The organism is Streptomyces sp. NPDC046349, assembly GCF_055587885.1.
In genome coordinates this window covers 227,705-245,489 of the sequence record NZ_JBVJFK010000013.1, presented here as the reverse complement: position 1 = coordinate 245,489, position 17,785 = coordinate 227,705, and the positions used below count along the sequence as shown (strand labels likewise).

General features: G+C 72.9%; 15 protein-coding genes. 6 read left to right on the top strand and 9 right to left on the bottom strand.

From position 1 onward, the window contains the following. Positions 1-2: 2 nt before the first annotated feature. From ACZ6JS_RS28840 to ACZ6JS_RS28820, 5 genes are all read right to left on the bottom strand, one after another. Positions 3-1,583 carry an FAD-dependent oxidoreductase gene (locus tag ACZ6JS_RS28840; RefSeq protein WP_469302198.1) on the bottom strand — a complete coding sequence of 527 codons (1,581 nt, stop codon included), beginning with the start codon at positions 1,581-1,583 and terminating at the stop codon, positions 3-5. 182 nt (positions 1,584-1,765) lie between these two features. Continuing rightward, positions 1,766-2,662 (bottom strand): amino acid ABC transporter permease, encoded by an 897-nt coding sequence (locus tag ACZ6JS_RS28835; RefSeq protein ID WP_469302196.1) that lies wholly within the window; start codon positions 2,660-2,662, stop codon positions 1,766-1,768. Then, positions 2,659-3,333: an amino acid ABC transporter permease gene (locus tag ACZ6JS_RS28830; RefSeq protein WP_469302195.1), complete on the bottom strand. Its 675-nt coding sequence runs from the start codon at positions 3,331-3,333 to the stop codon at positions 2,659-2,661. Before ACZ6JS_RS28830 ends, ACZ6JS_RS28835 begins: the two co-directional genes overlap by 4 nt. An 83-nt stretch (positions 3,334-3,416) precedes the next feature. Further along, positions 3,417-4,268: a glutamate ABC transporter substrate-binding protein gene (locus tag ACZ6JS_RS28825; protein WP_469302193.1), complete on the bottom strand. Its 852-nt coding sequence runs from the start codon at positions 4,266-4,268 to the stop codon at positions 3,417-3,419. Positions 4,269-4,386: 118 nt separating this feature from the next. Continuing rightward, on the bottom strand, positions 4,387-5,172 hold the full coding sequence (locus tag ACZ6JS_RS28820) for an amino acid ABC transporter ATP-binding protein (RefSeq protein WP_469302192.1): 786 nt from the start codon (positions 5,170-5,172) through the stop codon (positions 4,387-4,389). Positions 5,173-5,513: 341 nt separating this feature from the next. On the opposite strand from ACZ6JS_RS28820, the gene ACZ6JS_RS28815 reads away from it, so the two are divergent. Both ACZ6JS_RS28815 and ACZ6JS_RS28810 read left to right on the top strand, forming a co-directional pair. Beyond that, positions 5,514-6,218 carry a response regulator transcription factor gene (locus tag ACZ6JS_RS28815; RefSeq protein WP_469302190.1) on the top strand — a complete coding sequence of 235 codons (705 nt, stop codon included), beginning with the start codon at positions 5,514-5,516 and terminating at the stop codon, positions 6,216-6,218. A 12-nt stretch (positions 6,219-6,230) separates the two neighbouring features. Then, the gene (locus tag ACZ6JS_RS28810) at positions 6,231-7,634 is read left to right on the top strand and encodes a sensor histidine kinase (protein WP_469302188.1); all 1,404 of its coding nucleotides are present in this window, start codon (positions 6,231-6,233) and stop codon (positions 7,632-7,634) included. A gap of 80 nt (positions 7,635-7,714) precedes the next feature. Here ACZ6JS_RS28810 and ACZ6JS_RS28805 read toward each other — a convergent pair whose 3' ends face one another. Then, positions 7,715-9,859: an endo-beta-N-acetylglucosaminidase gene (locus tag ACZ6JS_RS28805; protein ID WP_469302186.1), complete on the bottom strand. Its 2,145-nt coding sequence runs from the start codon at positions 9,857-9,859 to the stop codon at positions 7,715-7,717. Between the two features lie 130 nt (positions 9,860-9,989). After that, positions 9,990-11,243, bottom strand: a complete 1,254-nt coding sequence (locus ACZ6JS_RS28800) for a glycoside hydrolase 5 family protein (protein ID WP_469302185.1) — start codon at positions 11,241-11,243, stop codon at positions 9,990-9,992. A 374-nt stretch (positions 11,244-11,617) separates the two neighbouring features. Here ACZ6JS_RS28800 and ACZ6JS_RS28795 point away from each other — a divergent pair, with 374 nt between their 5' ends. Together ACZ6JS_RS28795 and ACZ6JS_RS28790 are read left to right on the top strand one after the other, a co-directional pair. Next, positions 11,618-12,766, top strand: coding sequence for a LacI family DNA-binding transcriptional regulator (locus ACZ6JS_RS28795; RefSeq protein WP_469302183.1), 1,149 nt, complete (start codon positions 11,618-11,620; stop codon positions 12,764-12,766). A gap of 84 nt (positions 12,767-12,850) precedes the next feature. Further along, positions 12,851-13,864 carry an ROK family protein gene (locus tag ACZ6JS_RS28790; protein ID WP_469302241.1) on the top strand — a complete coding sequence of 338 codons (1,014 nt, stop codon included), beginning with the start codon at positions 12,851-12,853 and terminating at the stop codon, positions 13,862-13,864. A gap of 3 nt (positions 13,865-13,867) precedes the next feature. Here the strand turns inward: ACZ6JS_RS28790 and ACZ6JS_RS28785 are convergent, their stop codons facing one another. Further along, complete coding sequence (locus tag ACZ6JS_RS28785) at positions 13,868-14,863, bottom strand: TAXI family TRAP transporter solute-binding subunit (protein ID WP_469302181.1); 996 nt, start codon at positions 14,861-14,863, stop codon at positions 13,868-13,870. Between the two features lie 174 nt (positions 14,864-15,037). Here ACZ6JS_RS28785 and miaB point away from each other — a divergent pair, with 174 nt between their 5' ends. Further along, complete coding sequence (miaB, locus tag ACZ6JS_RS28780; RefSeq protein ID WP_469302179.1) at positions 15,038-16,561, top strand: tRNA (N6-isopentenyl adenosine(37)-C2)-methylthiotransferase MiaB; 1,524 nt, start codon at positions 15,038-15,040, stop codon at positions 16,559-16,561. A gap of 91 nt (positions 16,562-16,652) precedes the next feature. After that, positions 16,653-17,375 carry a class III extradiol dioxygenase subunit B-like domain-containing protein gene (locus tag ACZ6JS_RS28775; RefSeq protein WP_469302177.1) on the top strand — a complete coding sequence of 241 codons (723 nt, stop codon included), beginning with the start codon at positions 16,653-16,655 and terminating at the stop codon, positions 17,373-17,375. 145 nt (positions 17,376-17,520) lie between these two features. Here the strand turns inward: ACZ6JS_RS28775 and ACZ6JS_RS28770 are convergent, their stop codons facing one another. After that, entirely contained in the window at positions 17,521-17,766 is a 246-nt protein-coding gene (locus tag ACZ6JS_RS28770) for an antitoxin (protein WP_469302175.1), read from the bottom strand. Positions 17,767-17,785: the final 19 nt, after the last annotated feature.

Genomic DNA, 17,785 nt, shown 5'->3' with positions numbered 1-17,785 from the left:
GGTCAATCGATCACCGCGGTCGGCGCCGGCGCGGGTGCCGGCGCGGGCACCCGGGACGCGGGAGCGCCGGCCCGCACGGCGTCCGCGGCCTCGTACAACTCCGCGGGGCGGACCCCCGCGAAGGTCGCCGCCAGATGACCGTCCGGCCGGACGAGCAGCACGGTGTGCGCCGGCGCGCCCGGGTAGCTGTCGGCGACCAGCAGGTCGGTGCGGACCGGCAGGGCGCTGACCGCGGCGGCCAGGCGGGGCATCAGCCCGGCGCCCAGCCAGTGGCGCCGGTCCCAGACCCCGGTACCCGGGGCCACCAGGACCACCAGCAGCCGGCCCCGGCCCAGCAGGTCGCGCAGCGGCACGGTCGCCCCGTCGGGCGCGGTGACCGGGACGTTCGCCACCGGACCGCCCGGTTCCGTGGCTGTCGGCACCTCGCGCACGGCGACGGGCGGGGCGTACGCGGGCTCCGCGCCCAGAGGCCCCCGGCCCAGGTGGCCGTCGGTGAGGAGGGACTCCGCGGAACGCGATGCCCCGGGGAGGTAGGTGCGCAGGCCGCCCCCGGACCGCAGCGTCGGCATCGCCTGGTCGGCCGCGCGCAGCCGGGAGGCCACCGCGGTGCGCCGTTCGCCCTCGTAGCTGTCCAGCAGGGCCTCGGAGGCGCCTTGGTGCCAGGCCAGCGAGAGCTTCCACGCCAGGTTCTCGGCGTCCCGGAGCCCCTCCTCCACCCCCTGGGTGCCCAGTGCGCCCAGCAGGTGCGCGGCGTCGCCGGCGAGGAAGGCCCGGCCGTCGCGCCAGCGCCGGGCCAGCCGGTGGTGCAGGGTGTGCACGCCGGTGTCGAGCAGTTCGTACGGGGGAGTCGTGCCGCCGCACCACTGTGCGAGGGTGTCGCGGATCAGGGTGACCAGCGCGTCGGGGGTCACCAGCTCGCCGCGGGCCGGGAGCAGCCAGTCCAGCCGCCAGACCCCGTCGGGCAGCGGCCGCGAGGTGACCTCCTGCTGTGCGCCGCGCTGCAGCAGGGCCTCCCCCGGCCACGGCAGATCGGTCCGCAGCGCGGCCACGGCGTGGCGCTCGACGGCGGTACGGCCCGGGAAGCGGATGCCGAGCAGCTTGCGCACGGTGGAGCGGGCCCCGTCGCAGCCGACCACGTAACTCCCGCGCCACCAGGTGGTCTCGGCGCCCCGGGTGTGCGCGGTGACACCCCGGTCGTCCTGTTCCAGGGAGTCCAGCCTGCTGTCGCAGACCAGCTGGACCAGGGGGTGCGCGGCGGCGGTGTCCCGCAGTCCGCGCGCCAGCGCGTGCTGCGGGACGTGCAGGGGCGCCGGGTGGTCCTCGAAAGTGAGCCGATGGGCGTCACGCCCGCGCCGCATGGTGCGCCAGGCGGCGAAGTACGCCCCCTCGTCGCGCAGCGTCGTACAGCCCAGCCTGTGCGCCATGGCCGCCGTGTCCGCGTGCAGGACGACCGTACGGGCCGGCCGGACCTCCTCCTTGCCGGGCCGCTCGTCGAGCACGACGGAGGGCACGCCCTGGCCCGCCAGGGCGAGCGCCAGGGACAGCCCGACGGGGCCCGCGCCGACGACGATCACCGGGTCCATGGCGCGGCTCCCGATGTCCGGTATGTGATCACAGAAGGTATGCAACCCACTGGAGGTGTCTGCGTCAAGTGACACCCGAGGGCGCAACGCAGCGTGGTGCGGCGGATGAGTTCCGCCGCACCACACTGGATACGCACTGTGGCTGACCGTACGTCAGGCCCCGGGAGTGCCGTCCCGTCGGGTCAGGGGGCCTTGCCCACGCCGGCCGCGCCGCCCGCGTCGACCTCGGCCACGTCTCCCTCGACGACGGCGCCGGTGCCCTTCTTCGACTGCCGCAGCCGCTTCTCCAGCCAGGAGGCCAAAGTGGTGAGGGCGAAGTTCACCACGATGTAGATCAGGGCGATCACGAACATGGTCGCGATGGTGTTGCTGTAGTTCGCCGCGATCTGCCGGTTCATGGAGAGCAGTTCCGCGAAGCCCAGCAGGGCGCCGCCGAGGGCGGTGTCCTTGAGGATCACGACGAGCTGGCTGACCAGGGCCGGCAGCATGGCCGTGACGGCCTGCGGCAGCAGCACGTGGGTCATGGTCTGGCCCTTGCGCAGGCCGATCGCCTTCGCGGCCTCCGCCTGCCCCTTCGGAAGGGAGAGCACGCCCGCCCGGACGATCTCGGCGATGACGGCCGAGTTGTACAGGACCAGGCCCGTGACCACGGCCCAGAACGGCCGGGTGTCGGAGGGGACGTCCATGAGCTGGGGTGCGTAGAGCGCGTTGCTGAACAGCATCAGCATCAGCACCGGGATGGCGCGGAAGAACTCCACCCACGCGCCGACCGCTGCCCGTACCCAGCCGTGGTCGGACAGCCGGCCGATGCCCAGCGCCGCGCCGAGGGGGAGGGCGATCACCATGGCGAGCGCGCCGGCCTTGAGGGTCTCCATCAGGCCGGGGATCAGGTACGTGGTCCAGATTCGGCTGTCGGTGACGAAGGGGGTCCACTTGTCGGCGTCGAGCTGGCCCTTCTCGCCCATGAGGGACAGCGCCCACCACAGGACGAGCCCGAACAGGACGACGAAGATCCCGCTGTAGATCCAGTTGCGCACCTTGGCCCTGGGGCCGGGGGTGTCGTACAGCACGGAGCTCATCGCTTCACCGCCACTCGCTTGGCCACCCAGCCCAGCAGCAGACCGGTCGGCAGGGTCAGAAGGACGAAACCGAGGGCGAAGACCGCGAAGACGGCGAAGACCGCCTGGGCCTCGTTCTCCAGCATTTCCTTCATCAGCAGCGCCGCCTCGGCCACGCCGATGGTCGCCGCCACCGTGGTGTTCTTGGTGAGCGCGATCAGTACGTTGGCGAGCGGTGCGACGACCGCCCGGAAGGCCTGGGGGAGCACGATCAGGGTGAGTACCTGGAAGAAGCTCAGCCCCAGTGCGCGGGCCGCCTCGGCCTGGCCGACGGGCACGGTGTTGATGCCGGAGCGCAGGGCCTCACAGACGAAGGTGCCGGTGTAGGCGACCAGTCCGAGGACCGCGAGCCGGAAGCCGGTCTCCTTGAAGGTGGTGCCGCCCAGATCGATGCCGAGGGTCTGGCTGAGTCCCAGCGAGCAGCCGATGACCAGGAGGGTCAGCGGCGTGTTGCGCACCAGGTTGACGTACGCGGTACCGAAGCCCCGCAGCAGCGGGACCGGGCTGACCCGCATCCCCGCCAGGACGGTGCCCCAGATCAGGGAGCCGACCGCCGAGTAGAGGGTGAGCTGAACCGTCACCCAGAAGGCTCCGAGCACGTCGTACTGCCCGGAATCAAGAAAATCGAACACGATGCCCTGCGCTCTCCCCAGGATGGCCGGTGAGGTGCGCCGCCGCCCGCGGCAGGCGGGCGGCGACGCCCCTCACCGATGAATCAGCTGCCTTCGGTGATCTGCGGAGCAGGCTCGTTCTTGTAGTTGGCCGGGCCGAGGTTCTTGTCCACGGCCTTCTGCCAGCTGCCGTCCTCGACCATCTTCTTGAGCGCGGCGTTGATCTTGGTCTGGAGCTCCTTGTCGCCCTTCTTCAGACCGATGCCGTAGTTCTCGTTGCTCATGCTCAGGCCGGCGAGCTTGAACTTGCCCTTGTTCTGCTCCTGCGCGGCGTAGCCGGCCAGGATCGAGTTGTCCGTGGTGAGGGCGTCGACCTTCCCGTTCTCCAGGCCGGTGAGGCACTCGGAGTAGCCGCCGAGCTCCAGCAGGTCGGCCTCGGGCGCCAGGGTCTTCTTGATGTTCTGTGCCGAGGTGGAGCCCGTGACCGAGCAGAGCTTCTTCTTGTTGAGGTCCTCGACCTTGGTGATGCTCGTCTCGTCGGCGCGGACCAGCAGGTCCTGGTGCGCGAGGAAGTACGGGCCGGCGAAGTCGACCCGCTCCTTGCGCTTGTCGTTGATCGAGTAGGTCGCGACGATGAACTTGACGTCGCCGTTGGAGATGAGGTTCTCGCGCTCGGCGCTGACGGCCTGCTTGAACTCGATCTGGTCGGGCTGGTAACCGAGCTCCTTGGCGACATAGGTCGCGACGTCGACGTCGAAGCCGGTGAACTTGCCGTCCGGGGTCTTCAGGCCGAGACCGGGCTGGTCGTACTTGATGCCGACGACGATCTTGTCCTTGGCGCCACCGGACGCACCGCCGTCAGTGGCGGCGTCCTGCTTGCTGCCGCCACACGCGGTCGCGGTCAGGGACAGGGCGACGGCGACTGCCGCGGCCGCAGCGGCCTTGGAGATCTTCATGGTGAACTTCCCTCGGATGAGACGTTGTTGAACGACGAGCGACGCTTACGGCGCACGCACGGCCGACAGGAACCGTTCCGGCAGTGATCCGCATACGGATGACTACCAGACGTAAACCTCAGTGGTGCAGGATCTTCGACAGGAAGTCCTTCGCCCGATCACTGCGCGGGTTGCTGAAGAACTGCTCGGGGGTGGCCTCTTCGACGATCTTTCCGTCGGCCATGAAGACGACCCGGTTCGCCGCGGAGCGGGCGAAGCCCATCTCGTGCGTGACGACCACCATGGTCATCCCCTCACGGGCGAGCTGCTGCATGACCTCCAGCACCTCGTTGATCATCTCCGGGTCGAGAGCCGAGGTGGGCTCGTCGAAGAGCATCACCTTCGGCTCCATCGCCAGCGCCCGGGCGATCGCCACGCGCTGCTGCTGGCCGCCGGAGAGCTGCGCCGGGTACTTGTCGGCCTGCGTGCCGACGCCGACCCGCTCCAGCAGGGACACCGCCTTCGCGCGGGCCGTGACCTGGTCGATCCCGCGGACCTTGAGCTGGCCCAGCATGACGTTCTCCAGCACCGTCTTGTGCGCGAAGAGGTTGAACGACTGGAACACCATGCCGACGTCGGCGCGCAGACGGGCGAGCTCCTTGCCCTCGGAGGGCAGCTCCTTGCCGTCGAGCGTGATGGTGCCCGAGTCGATGGTCTCCAGGCGGTTGATGGTCCGGCACAGCGTGGACTTGCCCGATCCCGAAGGACCGATCACCACGACCACCTCGCCGCGGGCAATGCTCAGATCGATGTCCTGAAGCACGTGCAGCGCGCCGAAGTGCTTGTTGACGTTGCTCAGCACGACCAGGTCGTCCGCGGTACCGGCCGCGTCCTGAACGTCCTTGGTCACTGATACTCCGCTCATCGGCTTCTAGCTCCGTCCTCCTCGGTTGGGAGGACAGTAGTGACGAGTCGCGCACAACGTCATCACATCTGAGGGAGAATTGAGCATAACGATCCGGCCTCTTCCGGATACGCTCCGTGCGCGGCCCGGCGTGGCCGATCCTGTGCGCGTACCGGGTGCATAACGGAAGGCGCGCCACGGCGGAACCCTCTTGACGTGGGACTCCGCATGGGCGTGGATGCAGGGTGGCCTTTCTGCGGCCACGTGCGGCACCGACCAGCCGCGAGAACCGAGGGACCGAGGACCGTGACCCGTGCCCGGGCGCCGGTCCACCGAGAGTGAGAAGAGGAGAGGGGGACGACATGAGACTGCTGCTCGTCGAGGACGACGATCACGTCGCCGCCGCCCTGTCCGCGATCCTCGCCCGGCACGGCTTCCAGGTCACCCACGCCCGCAACGGCGAAGAGGCCCTCCAGGCACTGCTGCCGGCCGGCGCCCCGCCCTTCGGAGTGGTCCTGCTCGACCTGGGCCTGCCCGACCAGGACGGCTACGAGGTGTGCGGCAGGATCCGCAAGCGCACCGCCACGCCCGTCATCATGGTCACCGCGCGGGCCGACGTACGCTCCCGCATCCACGGCCTGAACATGGGAGCCGACGACTACGTCGTCAAGCCCTACGACACCGGCGAGCTCCTCGCGCGCATCCACGCCGTCGCCCGGCGCACCGGAGCCTCCGAGGAGGCGGCCGCCACCGGAACCGGTGCTCCCACCGTCGTCAGCCTCGGCCCCGTCAGCATCGAGCTGTCCACCCGCCGGGTCAGCGTGGACGGCACCGACGTACCCCTCACCCGCAAGGAGTTCGACCTCCTGGCCCTGCTCGCCCAGCGGCCCGGCGTCGTCTTCCGCCGCGAACAGATCATCAGCGAGGTGTGGCGCACCAGCTGGGAAGGGACCGGGCGCACCCTCGAGGTCCACGTCGCCTCGCTGCGCTCCAAGCTGCGCATGCCCGCCCTGATCGAGACCGTCCGAGGGGTGGGCTACCGGCTCGTCGCCCCGACCGCCCCCTAGGAAACTCCTGCCGTGCGCGCACGTCTGCTCCCGCTGCTCGTCATCCTGATGGCGGGCACGCTCCTCGCGCTCGGCTTCCCGCTCGCGGTGTCGCTCGCCGCCGGGCAGCAGCAGCGGGTCGTGGTCGACCGCATCGACGACAGCGCCCGCTTCGCCGCCCTTGCCCAGTTCGTCATCGACGCCCAGGGCTCCGGATCCACCGGCGCCGCCGAGCGCCGGGACCTGCTCCAGCTCGAACTCGCCCGGTACCAGGAGCTGTACGGCATCCGTGTCGGGGTCTTCCTCCGCGACGACAACGCGCTGGCACGCTCCCCGGGCTGGTGGCAGCTCCCGCGGTCCGGTGAGGGCCGCAAAGCCCTCGAAGAGGCACTCGCGGGGCGCCGCAGCCACGACCCGCCGCAGGTGTGGCCCTGGCAGACCGACGGAAAGCTACTCGTCGTCTCCCCGGTCGTCCTCGACGGCGACGTGGTCGCGGTCGTCGCCACCGAGTCGCCGACCGACCTCATGCGCGGCCGGATCCTGAGGGGCTGGCTGCTCATCGCCGGCGGCCTCGCCGCCGCCATGCTGGTCGCCTTCGGCGCAGCCCTGCGCCTCACCAGCTGGGTGCTCAAGCCCGTACAGACCCTGGACGCCGCCGCTCACGGCATCGCCACCGGGCGGATGAACTCCCGTGTCGCGGCCGCCAGCGGCCCGCCGGAACTCCAGCGCCTGGCCCGCTCGTTCAACGAGATGGCCGACAACGTCGAAGAGGCTCTGGAGCAGCAGCGGGCGTTCGTCGCCGACGCCTCGCACCAACTGCGCAACCCGCTCGCGGCGCTGCTCCTGCGCATCGAGCTGCTCGCCCTCGAACTGCCCGAGGGGAACGAGGAGATCGCCTCCGTCCGGACCGAGGGCAAGCGCCTGACGCAGGTCCTGGACGACCTCCTCGACCTCGCGCTGGCCGAGCACGCCTCCGCCGAGATCAGCCTCACCGACATCGGCGCGCTGGCGGCGGAACGGGTCGCCGCCTGGCGGCCGTTCGCCGAGGAGAAGGGCGTACGGCTCACCGAGACGGGCCGGACCGCCGTCACCGGCTGGGCCGACCCCATCGCCCTCTCCAGCGCGCTCGACGCCGTCATCGACAACGCCCTCAAGTTCACCCCCGCCGGCGAGGAGGTCGAGGTGTCCGTGTCGGCCGAGGGCCGCTCGGTGCGCGTGGTCGTCGCCGACCGAGGCCCCGGCCTCACCGAGGACGAGCTGCAGCGTGTCGGCGACCGGTTCTGGCGCAGCGGCCGCCACCAGAACATCAAGGGCTCCGGACTCGGCCTGTCGATCTCCCGGGCCCTGCTCGCCGGGGGCGGCGGGACGCTCTCCTACGAGACGAACCCGCCGCACGGCCTGCGGGTGACGGTGACCGTCCCCCGCACCGGCCCCTAGGGCCCTTGACCCCTGACTGCCCCCTGGCCCCTGCGCGCGTGCCCTGCGCCCCTGCCCCCCTGCCTCTGGCCCCCACCGGGCTACGGCTCCCAGGGCAGGACGGCGCGGGCAGGGGTGGACGCCGCGTACAGCTCGTCCACGGCCCGAACCTCGAAAACGGCCGCCCCCTCCCGGCCGGCGCGCGGGACCCCGGGGAGGTACAGGGCGGTGCCGCAGGTCCCGCCGAGGAAGGGGCGGGCGCCGTCGGGGAGTACCCGGTGCACCTCGAAGTGGCGCGGCCGCCCGCCCGCACCGGCAGCCCTTCGCCAGGACAGGCGGAGCCAGGCTCTGCCGTCCTGGCGGGCCGCGGCGTCCACGGCCGCAGCGGTGGGCGGGGCCGGGCGCCGGGTGCGCGGCCCGTCGTACACCGACAGCGCGCCGAGCCGCCACACCACCGGTCTCCCCCCGCGCGCCGTGATCCGTACGGCCAGGGCGTACGCGGTCCTGCCCGCCAGCGGTGCGAGCGCGACCCGTGCCGTGCGCCAGCCCGCCCCGGCGCCGGTGCGCCCCGCTGGCAGCCAGGTGTAGGGGATCCGTCCGCCCGGGGCGGACGGCTCGCGGGTGGCCACCCCGACCTCGACCGAGACCGGCCCCGACCCGGCCGCGTGCACCAGCTCCACGACGCTCGCCCCGGTCAGCGGCAGCCGCGTGGAGTGCAGACCGACGGCGACCGGAGCCGTCAGGACGCCCGAGACCAGCAGGCTGGAGCCGCCGCGCCAGGCGTCGGCGAAGTCCAAGCCGACGGACGGGCGGGTTCCGGCGGTGTCCACCACCCAGCGGCGGCCCGGCAGCCGGTCCTGGAGCCCGAGGTGGTTCCAGGGCGTGTCGGAGGCGGCCCGGCCGTTGTGGTACCAGCGCAGTCCGTGTCCGGTGTTGAAGGAGCAGGCGAAGGGGAGGGCGGTGACGGTGGACCGGTCGGCGACGGCCGTCGCGGGAGCCCGCCACGAGCGCTCGGGGGCGGGTCGGGCCGGATCCATGGACTCACCCGTCCAGAACCGGTCGTCGGCGTGGTGGAAGGCGCCGGGGGAGCGGTCAATGAGGTGATTTCGGGTCCACTCGGGCCGGTAGAAGCCGTAGCTGACGACGTGGTCACGTGCCCGGGGGACGATCGCGTCCCAGCGGACGTCGGCGTTCCAGCCCCGCGACTCGGTGTCCACGGCCGCCCACAGTTCGTGGCGGGAGCGGCCCAGCCGGTCGGCCAGCGCCCCCGAGTCGGCCAGCGTCTGCGGGGTCCAGCGGAAGTCCACGAACAGCGTGTCCGCGACCTTGCCGGCCCGGTCCTCGTAGAACTCCTGGTTGAGGGCGTTCAGGGCGCCCTGCCAGCCGACCCGGCCGGTGCTGTTCATGGCGTCGTACCAGGTGATCCGCAGACCGTGCGGCTCGCCCGCCGCCCGCAGGGCCCTCAGGAACTCCCGCATCCGGGTGGCGAGGCTGCTGTCGCCGCCGTCGGTCTCGGCGTTGACGAACCAGCCGTCGAAGCCGTACGTGCGCGCCACCCGGACGAGCTGCTCCGCGATCGGGAAGCGGCCCTGGGAGTCGCGCTGCACCAGGTCGCGGGTCCACCGCAGGTCGCCGCCGTGGGCCACGGGCGGCAGGAACACGTTGCCCAGCACGCGGACGCCGTTGCGGTGGGCGGCGTCCACGACCGGCGCGTTCGGGGCCAGGACGATCCCCTCGCCGGCGGAGCCGCCCCAGAAGACCAGCTCGTCGATGTACGCCCAGTGCGTGAGCGCGTAGTAGTCGGCGGTGGGGGAGCCCTGGGAGGGGTTTGCGGCGGTCGGCGCGAAGGACACGAGGGAGGCGATCCGGGCCTGGCCGGCCCGGGCGGTCCCGTTGGCCGGGACAGGGGTGAACCGCTCGGCGAGCGGCACGGTCGCGGTGTTGTGGGCCAGGTCGGGGTCGGTCTCGGGGGTCCACCGGATGAGCGAGCGCCACACGATCCCGGGGCCCGGGGCGCCGGCCGGGAGGGAGTCGGGGAACCAGTAGGAGGCGTACGGGGCCAGGCCGCCGGGTGCGGGCTCGGGCACGGGCGCCGTCGGCACCGCAGTGGTGGCCGCGGCCCGGGCCCGGCCGGCCAGGCCCAGCAGAGCGGCAGCGCCGGTCCCGGCCGCCAGCACTCTGCGCCGGGACGGGCGTAACCGGGCGGGGGGCGTACGGGGATCGCCGCCGTGGTCGGGGTCGGACATGCGGGGCTCCTCACGGGGGTCGGGGCGGGACGGGGTCGGGGCGGGGCGGGGCCGGGTCGGGGTCCGCCGGGTCGTTCACGTGCTGTCGCTCGCGGCATGTCGGGGGCCGCTCGGGGCAGTTCGGGGCAGATCACACGACGTCGCGCACCCGCAGCACCTCGGTGATGCCGCGCGCCGCCAGGTGGACCCGGTCCTCGGCACGCTCCGCCAGCACGACCGCGGGGCGCGCCCCCTGAGCCGTCAGCACGGTCCACGCGTCGAAGAAGGCGCCGCCGGGGGCGCACACGGAGCGGCGGGGAGCGTGCTCCGCCCCGCCCACGTCCACGGCGAGCGCGGTGGACCGGGGAGCGGGCCGGTGCGCGCGTCCGCGCCACTCGCGGGCGATCCGGGCGATGGCGGCGCCGGCCGGCTTGGTGCTGCCGTCGTTGGCGAGCAGGCCGAGGCCGTACTCCAGCTCCGGGAAGTCGGCGAGCTCCTGGGACACGTCGTGCGAGCACCACCAGGTCACGCCCCACAGGTCCGGGCAGTCCAGCGCGTTCACGACCGTGGCCTCGGTGAACCGCGCCGCCTGTTCCGGCCCGATCAGCGGGGCCGGAGCGCCGGCCTCCTGGAGCCACACCGGCCGGTGCGGGTCCGGCGCCCAGGCCTTGGAGAGCTCGACGAGGTACGCGGCATGGTGCTCGGTCGCCGTCCCGCGGGCGCCGTGCCGCTGCGCGGTGCCGTCGAACACCCAGGAGTGGACGGCGGTGGCCCCGCCCAGCCCGGCGGCCTGGGCGGGCGTGAAGGGGTGATCGTCCCGGTACCAGACGGCGTCGTACTCGGCGTGCAGGTGGAGGCGGCCGGGCGCCCCCCGCTCGCAGGCTGCCAGCATCCGCTCCAGCCAGTCGGCGGCCTGCGCCGGGGTGATGCGGTCGGGGTCGGGGTGCGGGGCACCGGAGAACTGGTTGATCTCGTTGCCGACGGTCATGCCGAGGAAGTTCGGCCGGTCGGCGAGGGCCACGGCGAGCGTGCGCAGGTACTCCTCCTGACCGGCGACCACGTCGGGGTCGGTGAAGATGTTGCGCCGGTGCCAGGTCCGGGTCCAAGCCGGCAGGAAGTCGAAGCTCGACAAGTGCCCCTGCAGGCCGTCCACGTTGACGTCGAGCCCGTGCTCGGCGGCCGCGTCCGCGAGCGCGACGAGCTGCTCGACGGCCCGCGGCCGGATCAGCGTGCGGTTCGGCTGGAAGACGGGCCACAGCGGGAACACGCGGACGTGGTCCAGCCCGAGTGCGGCGATCGCGTCGAGATCGGCCCTGACCGCGTCGAGGTCGAAGTCGAGCCAGTGATGGAACCATCCCTGGGCCGGTGTGTAGTTGGCACCGAAGCGGAGCGCGTGATCCTGCACAAGGCGTCCTGGGGCTCTGGAGTCTGCACGAATTCACCGGACGCCCACAAACTGCCGGTGCCGAAACGGAAAGTCAACAGGGCCTCAAGTGCGCCCACTTATGCGCTTCAGCCCGCTCGGCGCAAGGGGCTCAGTTTTGAACTTCCCTGTTCGCTAATGCGGTTTAGTGCTGGCGGAGATCAGGGAAGTGTGCGGAAATGGACAGTGGATTCCCGGTCATCGCGGCGGGTGGCTGCGGCCGTTCGCGCCTGCCGGGAGGCCCAACGGGTGCGGCGATCGGTGCTGTCCGCCGCGGCCGGATCGCGTACGGTCCGGCCAGCGCCGTCCGTAGCCCGTAGCCCGTAGCCCGTAGCGCGAAGGATGACTGGCAGGCCATGGCCCGCAGACCCACGATCAAGGACATCGCCCGCCGGGCCGGGGTGTCGGAGAGCGCCGTCTCCTTCGCGCTCAACGACCGGCCTGGCGTCTCCAAGGACACCAGGGCCCGGATCCGCCGCGTCGCCGAGGAGCTCGGCTGGCAGGCCAACAGCGCTGCCCGTGCGCTCTCCGGCGAACGGTCCGGAGCCGTCGGGCTCGTCCTGGCCCGCCCCGCGCACACCCTCGGAGTCGAGTCCTTCTTCCTCCAGCTCGTCTCCGGCATCCAGGAGGTCCTCGCCGCCGCCCGGACCGCCCTGCTGTTCCAGGTCGTCGAGGACGTGGACGCCGAATGCGCGGTCTACCGCCGGTGGTGGGCCGAGCGTCGGGTGGACGGCGTGCTCGTCGTCGACCCCCGTACGGGGGACCCGCGCCCCGCGCTCCTGGCGGAGCTGGGCCTGCCCGCGGTCACCATCGGCGAGCCCGGCGCCCCGGCCGCGAAGGTCCCCGGGTCGGCGAAGGTCCCCGGGTCCGCGAAGGACCCGGTGCCCTCGGCGGTCCCCGGATCCTCGGCGGTCCCCGGATCCTCGGCGGTCCCCGCACCCTCGCCCGTCTCCTCGGTCCGGGCCGACGACGCGGGTGCGATGGCTCAGGTCCTGGAGCACCTCCACGCGCTGGGCCACCGCCGGATCGTGCACGTCGCGGGGCTCCCCGGCCTCGCGCACACGGTCCGCAGGATGGAGTCCCTGCGGGTCGAGGCCGCGCGCCGCGGCCTCGGTCCGGACCACGTGTACTCGGTGGTCACCGACTACTCCGACGCGCAGGGCGCGGCCGCCACCCGCCGGGTCCTCGCCGAGCCGCAGCCCCCGACGGCGCTCGTCTACGACAACGACGTGATGGCCGTCGCCGGCAGTGCGGTCGCCGCCGAGCTGGGCATCCCCGTGCCGGACCGGCTCTCGATCGTCGCCTGGGACGACTCCGCGCTGTGCCGGGTCAACCACCCCCGCCTCACCGCCCTCGTCCGCGACACGGCCGGCTTCGGACGGCTGGCCGCCGAGGAACTCCTCTCCGTGCTCGCCGGAGGTCCGCCCGGCGTCCGCGAGAGCGAGCGGCCGAGGCTGGAGCCTCGCGACAGCACGGCGCCGCCCCCGGCGCATACTGATTCCTGACCCCTTCCTGGAGCCGCCACCGTGAGCACCCCCACCGCCCCGTCCCCCGCGCCGCGCGCCGCCACGGCGGCCGCCGGACCGACGGTGGCGATCGACATCGGCGGCACGAAGATCGCCGGGGCGCTGGTGCACCCCGACGGCACGATGACGGCCACCACCCGCCGCCCCACTCCGCGCGGAGTGGACGCCGAAGGCGTCATGGCGGCGGTGGCCGAGGTCGTCGCCGACCTGTCCGCATCACCACTGTGGACCTCCGCGGTCCGCTGCGGGATCGGCAGCGCCGGCCCCGTGGACACCTCCCGCGGCACGGTCAGCCCGGTCAACATCGGCGCGTGGCGGGACTTTCCCGTGCAGGAGCGGATCGCGGCGGAGCTCGCGGCACGCGGGGCCGCCCTGCCGACCGTACTGGCCGGCGACGGCGTGGCGATGACCGCGGCCGAGCACTGGCTGGGCGCCGCCCGCGGACACGCGAACGCCCTGTGCATGGTGGTCTCCACGGGCGTCGGCGGCGGCCTCATCCTGAACAACCGGCTCCACCCCGGTCCCACCGGCAACGCGGGCCACATCGGCCACATCAGCGTGGCCTTCGACGGTGAGCCGTGCGTCTGCGGCAGCCGCGGGTGCGTCGAGTCGATCGCCTCCGGCACGGCCATCGCCCGCTGGGCCCTCGATCAGGGCTGGACCCCGTCGGCCGGCTCCGGCCCGGACGGTTCCGACGGCCCCGGCGCCGTGCGCGACGCCACGGCGGCGGGTGTGGCCGCGGCCGCCGCACAGGGGGACCCGATCGCCCTGGCCGCCTTCGACCGCGCCGGCCGCGCCCTGGCCGCCGCCATCGCGGCCAGCGCCACCCTTGTCGAAACGGACATCGCGGTCATCGGAGGGGGAGTGGCCGCCGCCGGGGACACCCTCTTCGGCCCGATCCGCAGCCACCTCGCGCAGTACGCCACGCTCTCCTTCGTGCAGGAGCTCCAGGTGGTGCCGGCGACCCTGGGGACTCATGCGGGCCTGATCGGCGCGGCCGCGGCGGCGACGATGCTGCTGTCCCCGTCCCCGTCCGCGTCCTCGGAATCCGCCCCCGCCCCCGCGCACACGGCGTGAGCGTCAGGGCTTGACGGACCGGTAGTACCGGCCGGCTCCCTCGTGGAGCTCCAAGGGGTCGGTGTAGATCGCCGTGCGCAGGTCCACCAGCTGCGCCGCGTGCACCGCCCGCCCGACCCGGTCGCGGCTGAGGATCACCGTCCGGGTCAGCCGCTCGGTCAGCTCGGGGTCGGTCTTGGCCGTGGTCACCAGCAGGTTCGGCACGGCGAGGGTGGTCACGGCGCTGGTGTTGCGCGCCCGGCTGTAAGCGTCCTGCGGCATGACGGCCGTCCGGTAGTAGCGCGCCGGGCTGCCGCTCCCCTGGAGCTGCTCCACGAGGTCGCCGAGCTGCACGAGCCGGATGTCGAAGCGCTCGGACAACTCCTTCACCGCGTTCGTCGGCAGGCCGCCCGACCAGAAGAAGGCGTCGATCCTGCCCGCTTCCAGCTCGGCCGGCATGGTGTCGAGGCCGATGGACACCGACGTGAGGTCCAGGACGGGGTCGATGCCCGCCGCGGTGAGCAGCCGCTCCGTGACGAGCCGCACCCCGGAACCGGGCTGGCCGATCGCCACCCGCTTGCCCCGCAGGTCCCGGGCCGACTGCACCGGGGACCCGGCCGGCACCACCAGCTGCACGTAGTCGTCGTAGAGCCGCGCGCATCCGCGCAGCAGGTCCGCGCCGGGCTTCCCGTCGAGGCGGTACTTGGCGACCGCGTCGGCCGTGGCCACGGTGAAGTCGGCCTCCCCGGTCGCCAGCCGCTTCAGGTTCTCCTGCGAGCCCTCGCTGGTCACCAGTGTCACGTCCACCCCGGGCATGTCCCGCCCCAGCGCCTCCTGCAGGAGCTGTCCGTACCGGTGGTAGACACCGGTCCGAGCGCCCGTGCTGAAGGTCAGCTCGCCCTCCGGGTCCGGCTTTCCGAAGGGATTCAGCCACCAGGTGAGGACGCCGAGCACGGCGAGTACGGCCACCAGGACCCGCAGGGCGTGGCGCCTGCTGATCCGGGGCGGTACGAGAGGCATGGGCGCGATCCTGCCACCCGGCCGCCGTCCTGTCACGGCGCGGGATGTCCGCGGACCCCGCCCACGACCGCCCCCGAGCCATTGACCTGCGGCTCGTCCGGTTCGGCCGGCTGCCGCCAGGTGCCCTGGCGCACGGCGACCGGAGGGCTCCCGTCCACCGCCTACCCTTGTTGCATGACCAGCAGCGACCGGAGCCAGGCAGTGGACGAGAAGCGAAGCTACGAGGTGCGCACCTACGGGTGCCAGATGAACGTTCACGACTCGGAGCGGCTCTCCGGTCTGCTGGAGGACGCCGGCTACGTCCGCGCGCCCGAGGGCTCCGACGGCGACGCCGACGTCGTGGTCTTCAACACCTGCGCCGTCCGCGAGAACGCCGACAACAAGCTGTACGGCAACCTCGGCCGGCTCGCACCGATGAAGACGAAGCGCCCCGGCATGCAGATCGCCGTCGGCGGCTGCCTCGCCCAGAAGGACCGCGACACGATCGTCAAGAAGGCCCCCTGGGTCGACGTCGTCTTCGGTACGCACAACATCGGCAAGCTGCCTGTGCTGCTGGAGCGCGCCCGGATCCAGGAGGAGGCGCAGGTCGAGATCGCCGAGTCGCTGGAGGCCTTCCCCTCCACGCTCCCCACCCGCCGCGAGTCCGCGTACGCCGCATGGGTTTCGATCTCCGTCGGCTGCAACAACACCTGCACCTTCTGCATCGTCCCGGCGCTGCGCGGCAAGGAGGAGGACCGCCGGCCCGGCGACATCCTCGCCGAGGTGGAGGCCCTGGTCGCCGAGGGCGTCTCGGAGATCACCCTGCTCGGCCAGAACGTGAACGCCTACGGCTCCGATCTGGGCGACCGCGAGGCCTTCAGCAAGCTGCTGCGCGCCTGCGGCGGGATCGAGGGCCTGGAGCGGGTCCGCTTCACCTCCCCGCACCCGCGCGACTTCACGGACGACGTGATCGCGGCGATGGCCGAGACCCCGAACGTGATGCCGCAGCTGCACATGCCCCTGCAGTCCGGCTCGGACCCGATCCTGAAGGCGATGCGCCGCTCGTACCGCCAGGAGCGCTTCCTCGGCATCATCGAGAAGGTCCGTGCCGCGATCCCGCACGCCGCGATCTCCACCGACATCATCGTGGGCTTCCCCGGTGAGACGGAGGAGGACTTCCAGCAGACGATGCACGTGGTGCGCGAGGCCCGCTTCGCGAACGCCTTCACCTTCCAGTACTCCAAGCGGCCCGGCACCCCGGCCGCCGACATGGACGGGCAGATCCCCAAGGAGGTCGTGCAGGACCGCTACATGCGCCTGGTCGCCCTCCAGGAGGAGATCTCCTGGGAGGAGAACAAGAAGCAGGTCGGCCGCACCCTGGAGGTCATGGTCGCGGAGGGCGAGGGCCGCAAGGACGGCGCCACGCACCGCCTGTCCGGCCGCGCCCCCGACAACCGGCTGGTCCACTTCACCAAGCCGGAGCACGAGGTCCGCCCCGGCGACGTCGTCACCGTGGACATCACCTACGCCGCCCCGCACCACCTGCTGGCCGAGGGCCCGACCCTTACCGTGCGCCGTACCCGCGCCGGCGACGCCTGGGAGAAGCGCAACGCCGCCCCGGCCCAGCCGGCGGGCGTCATGCTCGGCCTCCCGACGCTGGGCGTCCCGGCTCCCCTTCCGGCCGTCGCCTCCGGCTGCTCGGTGCCCGCCTCCTCGTGAGGCTGCGCCCGCCTCGTGAGGCTGCGCGCCGCTCCTGGGCTGCGCCCGCCTCCTGAGGCTGCGGGGCGGCCGTCCGGCTAGGCTGCGGATCATGCTCGTAGCCGCCGCCGTCTGCCCCGCCCCGCCGCTGCTCGTGCCGGAGGTCGCCGCAGGCGCCGCCGCCGAACTCGGCGACGCCCGCACCGCCTGCTCCGACGCGCTCGCGGTGCTTGCCGCCTCCCGGCCCGATCTGCTGGTCGTGGTCGGGGCCGCCGCCGAGGGCGGCGGGTACGACCAGGGCACCCCCGGCAGCTTCGCCGGCTTCGGCGTGGACCTGGCCGTCACCCTGGGCCCCGACCTGGGCGAACCGCCGAGCGGCCACGCCACCGGGACCCGCCTCCCGACCTCCCTCGCGGTGGCCGGGTGGCTGCTCGGGCAGGCCCGCTGGGCGGCCGCCCCGGTCGCGGGCGTGGCCGTCGCCGAGGACCTGCCCCCCAGCGGCTGCGGCCTCCTCGGCGCGGACCTGGGCCGCTCCGCCGAACGCGTGGCCATGCTGGTCCTCGGGGACGGCAGTGCGCGCCGCACCCTCAAGGCCCCCGGCTACCTGGACGAGCGCGCCGCGGGCTTCGACGCTGCCGCCGCACGCGCGCTGGGCGGCGCCGACACGGCCGCGCTCGCCGCGATCGACGCCGGGCTCGCTGCCGAACTCCAGGCCGCCGGCCGCGCCCCCTGGCAGGTGCTGGCCGGCGCTGCCGAAGGCGCGGACCTCGCCGGACGCCTGCTGTACGAGGACGCCCCGTACGGAGTGGGGTACTTCGTCGCCACCTGGTCGTAGCCCGCGGCGGGCCTCCGGGCGCCGCCACGGGGGCCCACAGACCCGGGAACGACGATCGGGGCGCGGGGGAGAGGCGCGGCACGAACGCCGAAGGGGCGCGGAACCGGCATCCAGCCGCTTCCGCGCCCCTTTCCGTCAACCCGTGTCAGGAGGCCGCCGGCGGCGTCGGCCCGCCGGAGGCGTCCTTGTGCGCGATCTTCCCGAGGGCGTCCTTCGCCTTGCCGGTCCCGCTCGTGATCCGGCCGCTGTACTTCCCCTTGGTCTTGGAGTCCACGGCCTTGGCGACCTTGTCCAGACCCTCGCTGATCCTGCCCTCGTGCTGGTGCGCGAGGTCACCGACCTTGTCCTTCGCGGGAGCGAGCTTGGCCTTCAGATTGTCCAGCAGGCCCATGGGCCACCTTCCGTCGACG

Coding starts and splice junctions, on each gene's coding strand:
- ACZ6JS_RS28840 (WP_469302198.1), bottom strand. CDS start 1,583: ATGGACCCGGTGATCGTCGTCGGCGCGGGCCCCGTCGGGCTGTCCCTG.
- ACZ6JS_RS28835 (WP_469302196.1), bottom strand. CDS start 2,662: ATGAGCTCCGTGCTGTACGACACCCCCGGCCCCAGGGCCAAGGTGCGC.
- ACZ6JS_RS28825 (WP_469302193.1), bottom strand. CDS start 4,268: ATGAAGATCTCCAAGGCCGCTGCGGCCGCGGCAGTCGCCGTCGCCCTG.
- ACZ6JS_RS28820 (WP_469302192.1), bottom strand. CDS start 5,172: ATGAGCGGAGTATCAGTGACCAAGGACGTTCAGGACGCGGCCGGTACC.
- ACZ6JS_RS28815 (WP_469302190.1), top strand. CDS start 5,514: ATGAGACTGCTGCTCGTCGAGGACGACGATCACGTCGCCGCCGCCCTG.
- ACZ6JS_RS28805 (WP_469302186.1), bottom strand. CDS start 9,859: ATGTCCGACCCCGACCACGGCGGCGATCCCCGTACGCCCCCCGCCCGG.
- ACZ6JS_RS28795 (WP_469302183.1), top strand. CDS start 11,618: ATGGCCCGCAGACCCACGATCAAGGACATCGCCCGCCGGGCCGGGGTG.
- ACZ6JS_RS28785 (WP_469302181.1), bottom strand. CDS start 14,863: ATGCCTCTCGTACCGCCCCGGATCAGCAGGCGCCACGCCCTGCGGGTC.
- miaB (WP_469302179.1), top strand. CDS start 15,038: ATGACCAGCAGCGACCGGAGCCAGGCAGTGGACGAGAAGCGAAGCTAC.
- ACZ6JS_RS28775 (WP_469302177.1), top strand. CDS start 16,653: ATGCTCGTAGCCGCCGCCGTCTGCCCCGCCCCGCCGCTGCTCGTGCCG.
- ACZ6JS_RS28770 (WP_469302175.1), bottom strand. CDS start 17,766: ATGGGCCTGCTGGACAATCTGAAGGCCAAGCTCGCTCCCGCGAAGGAC.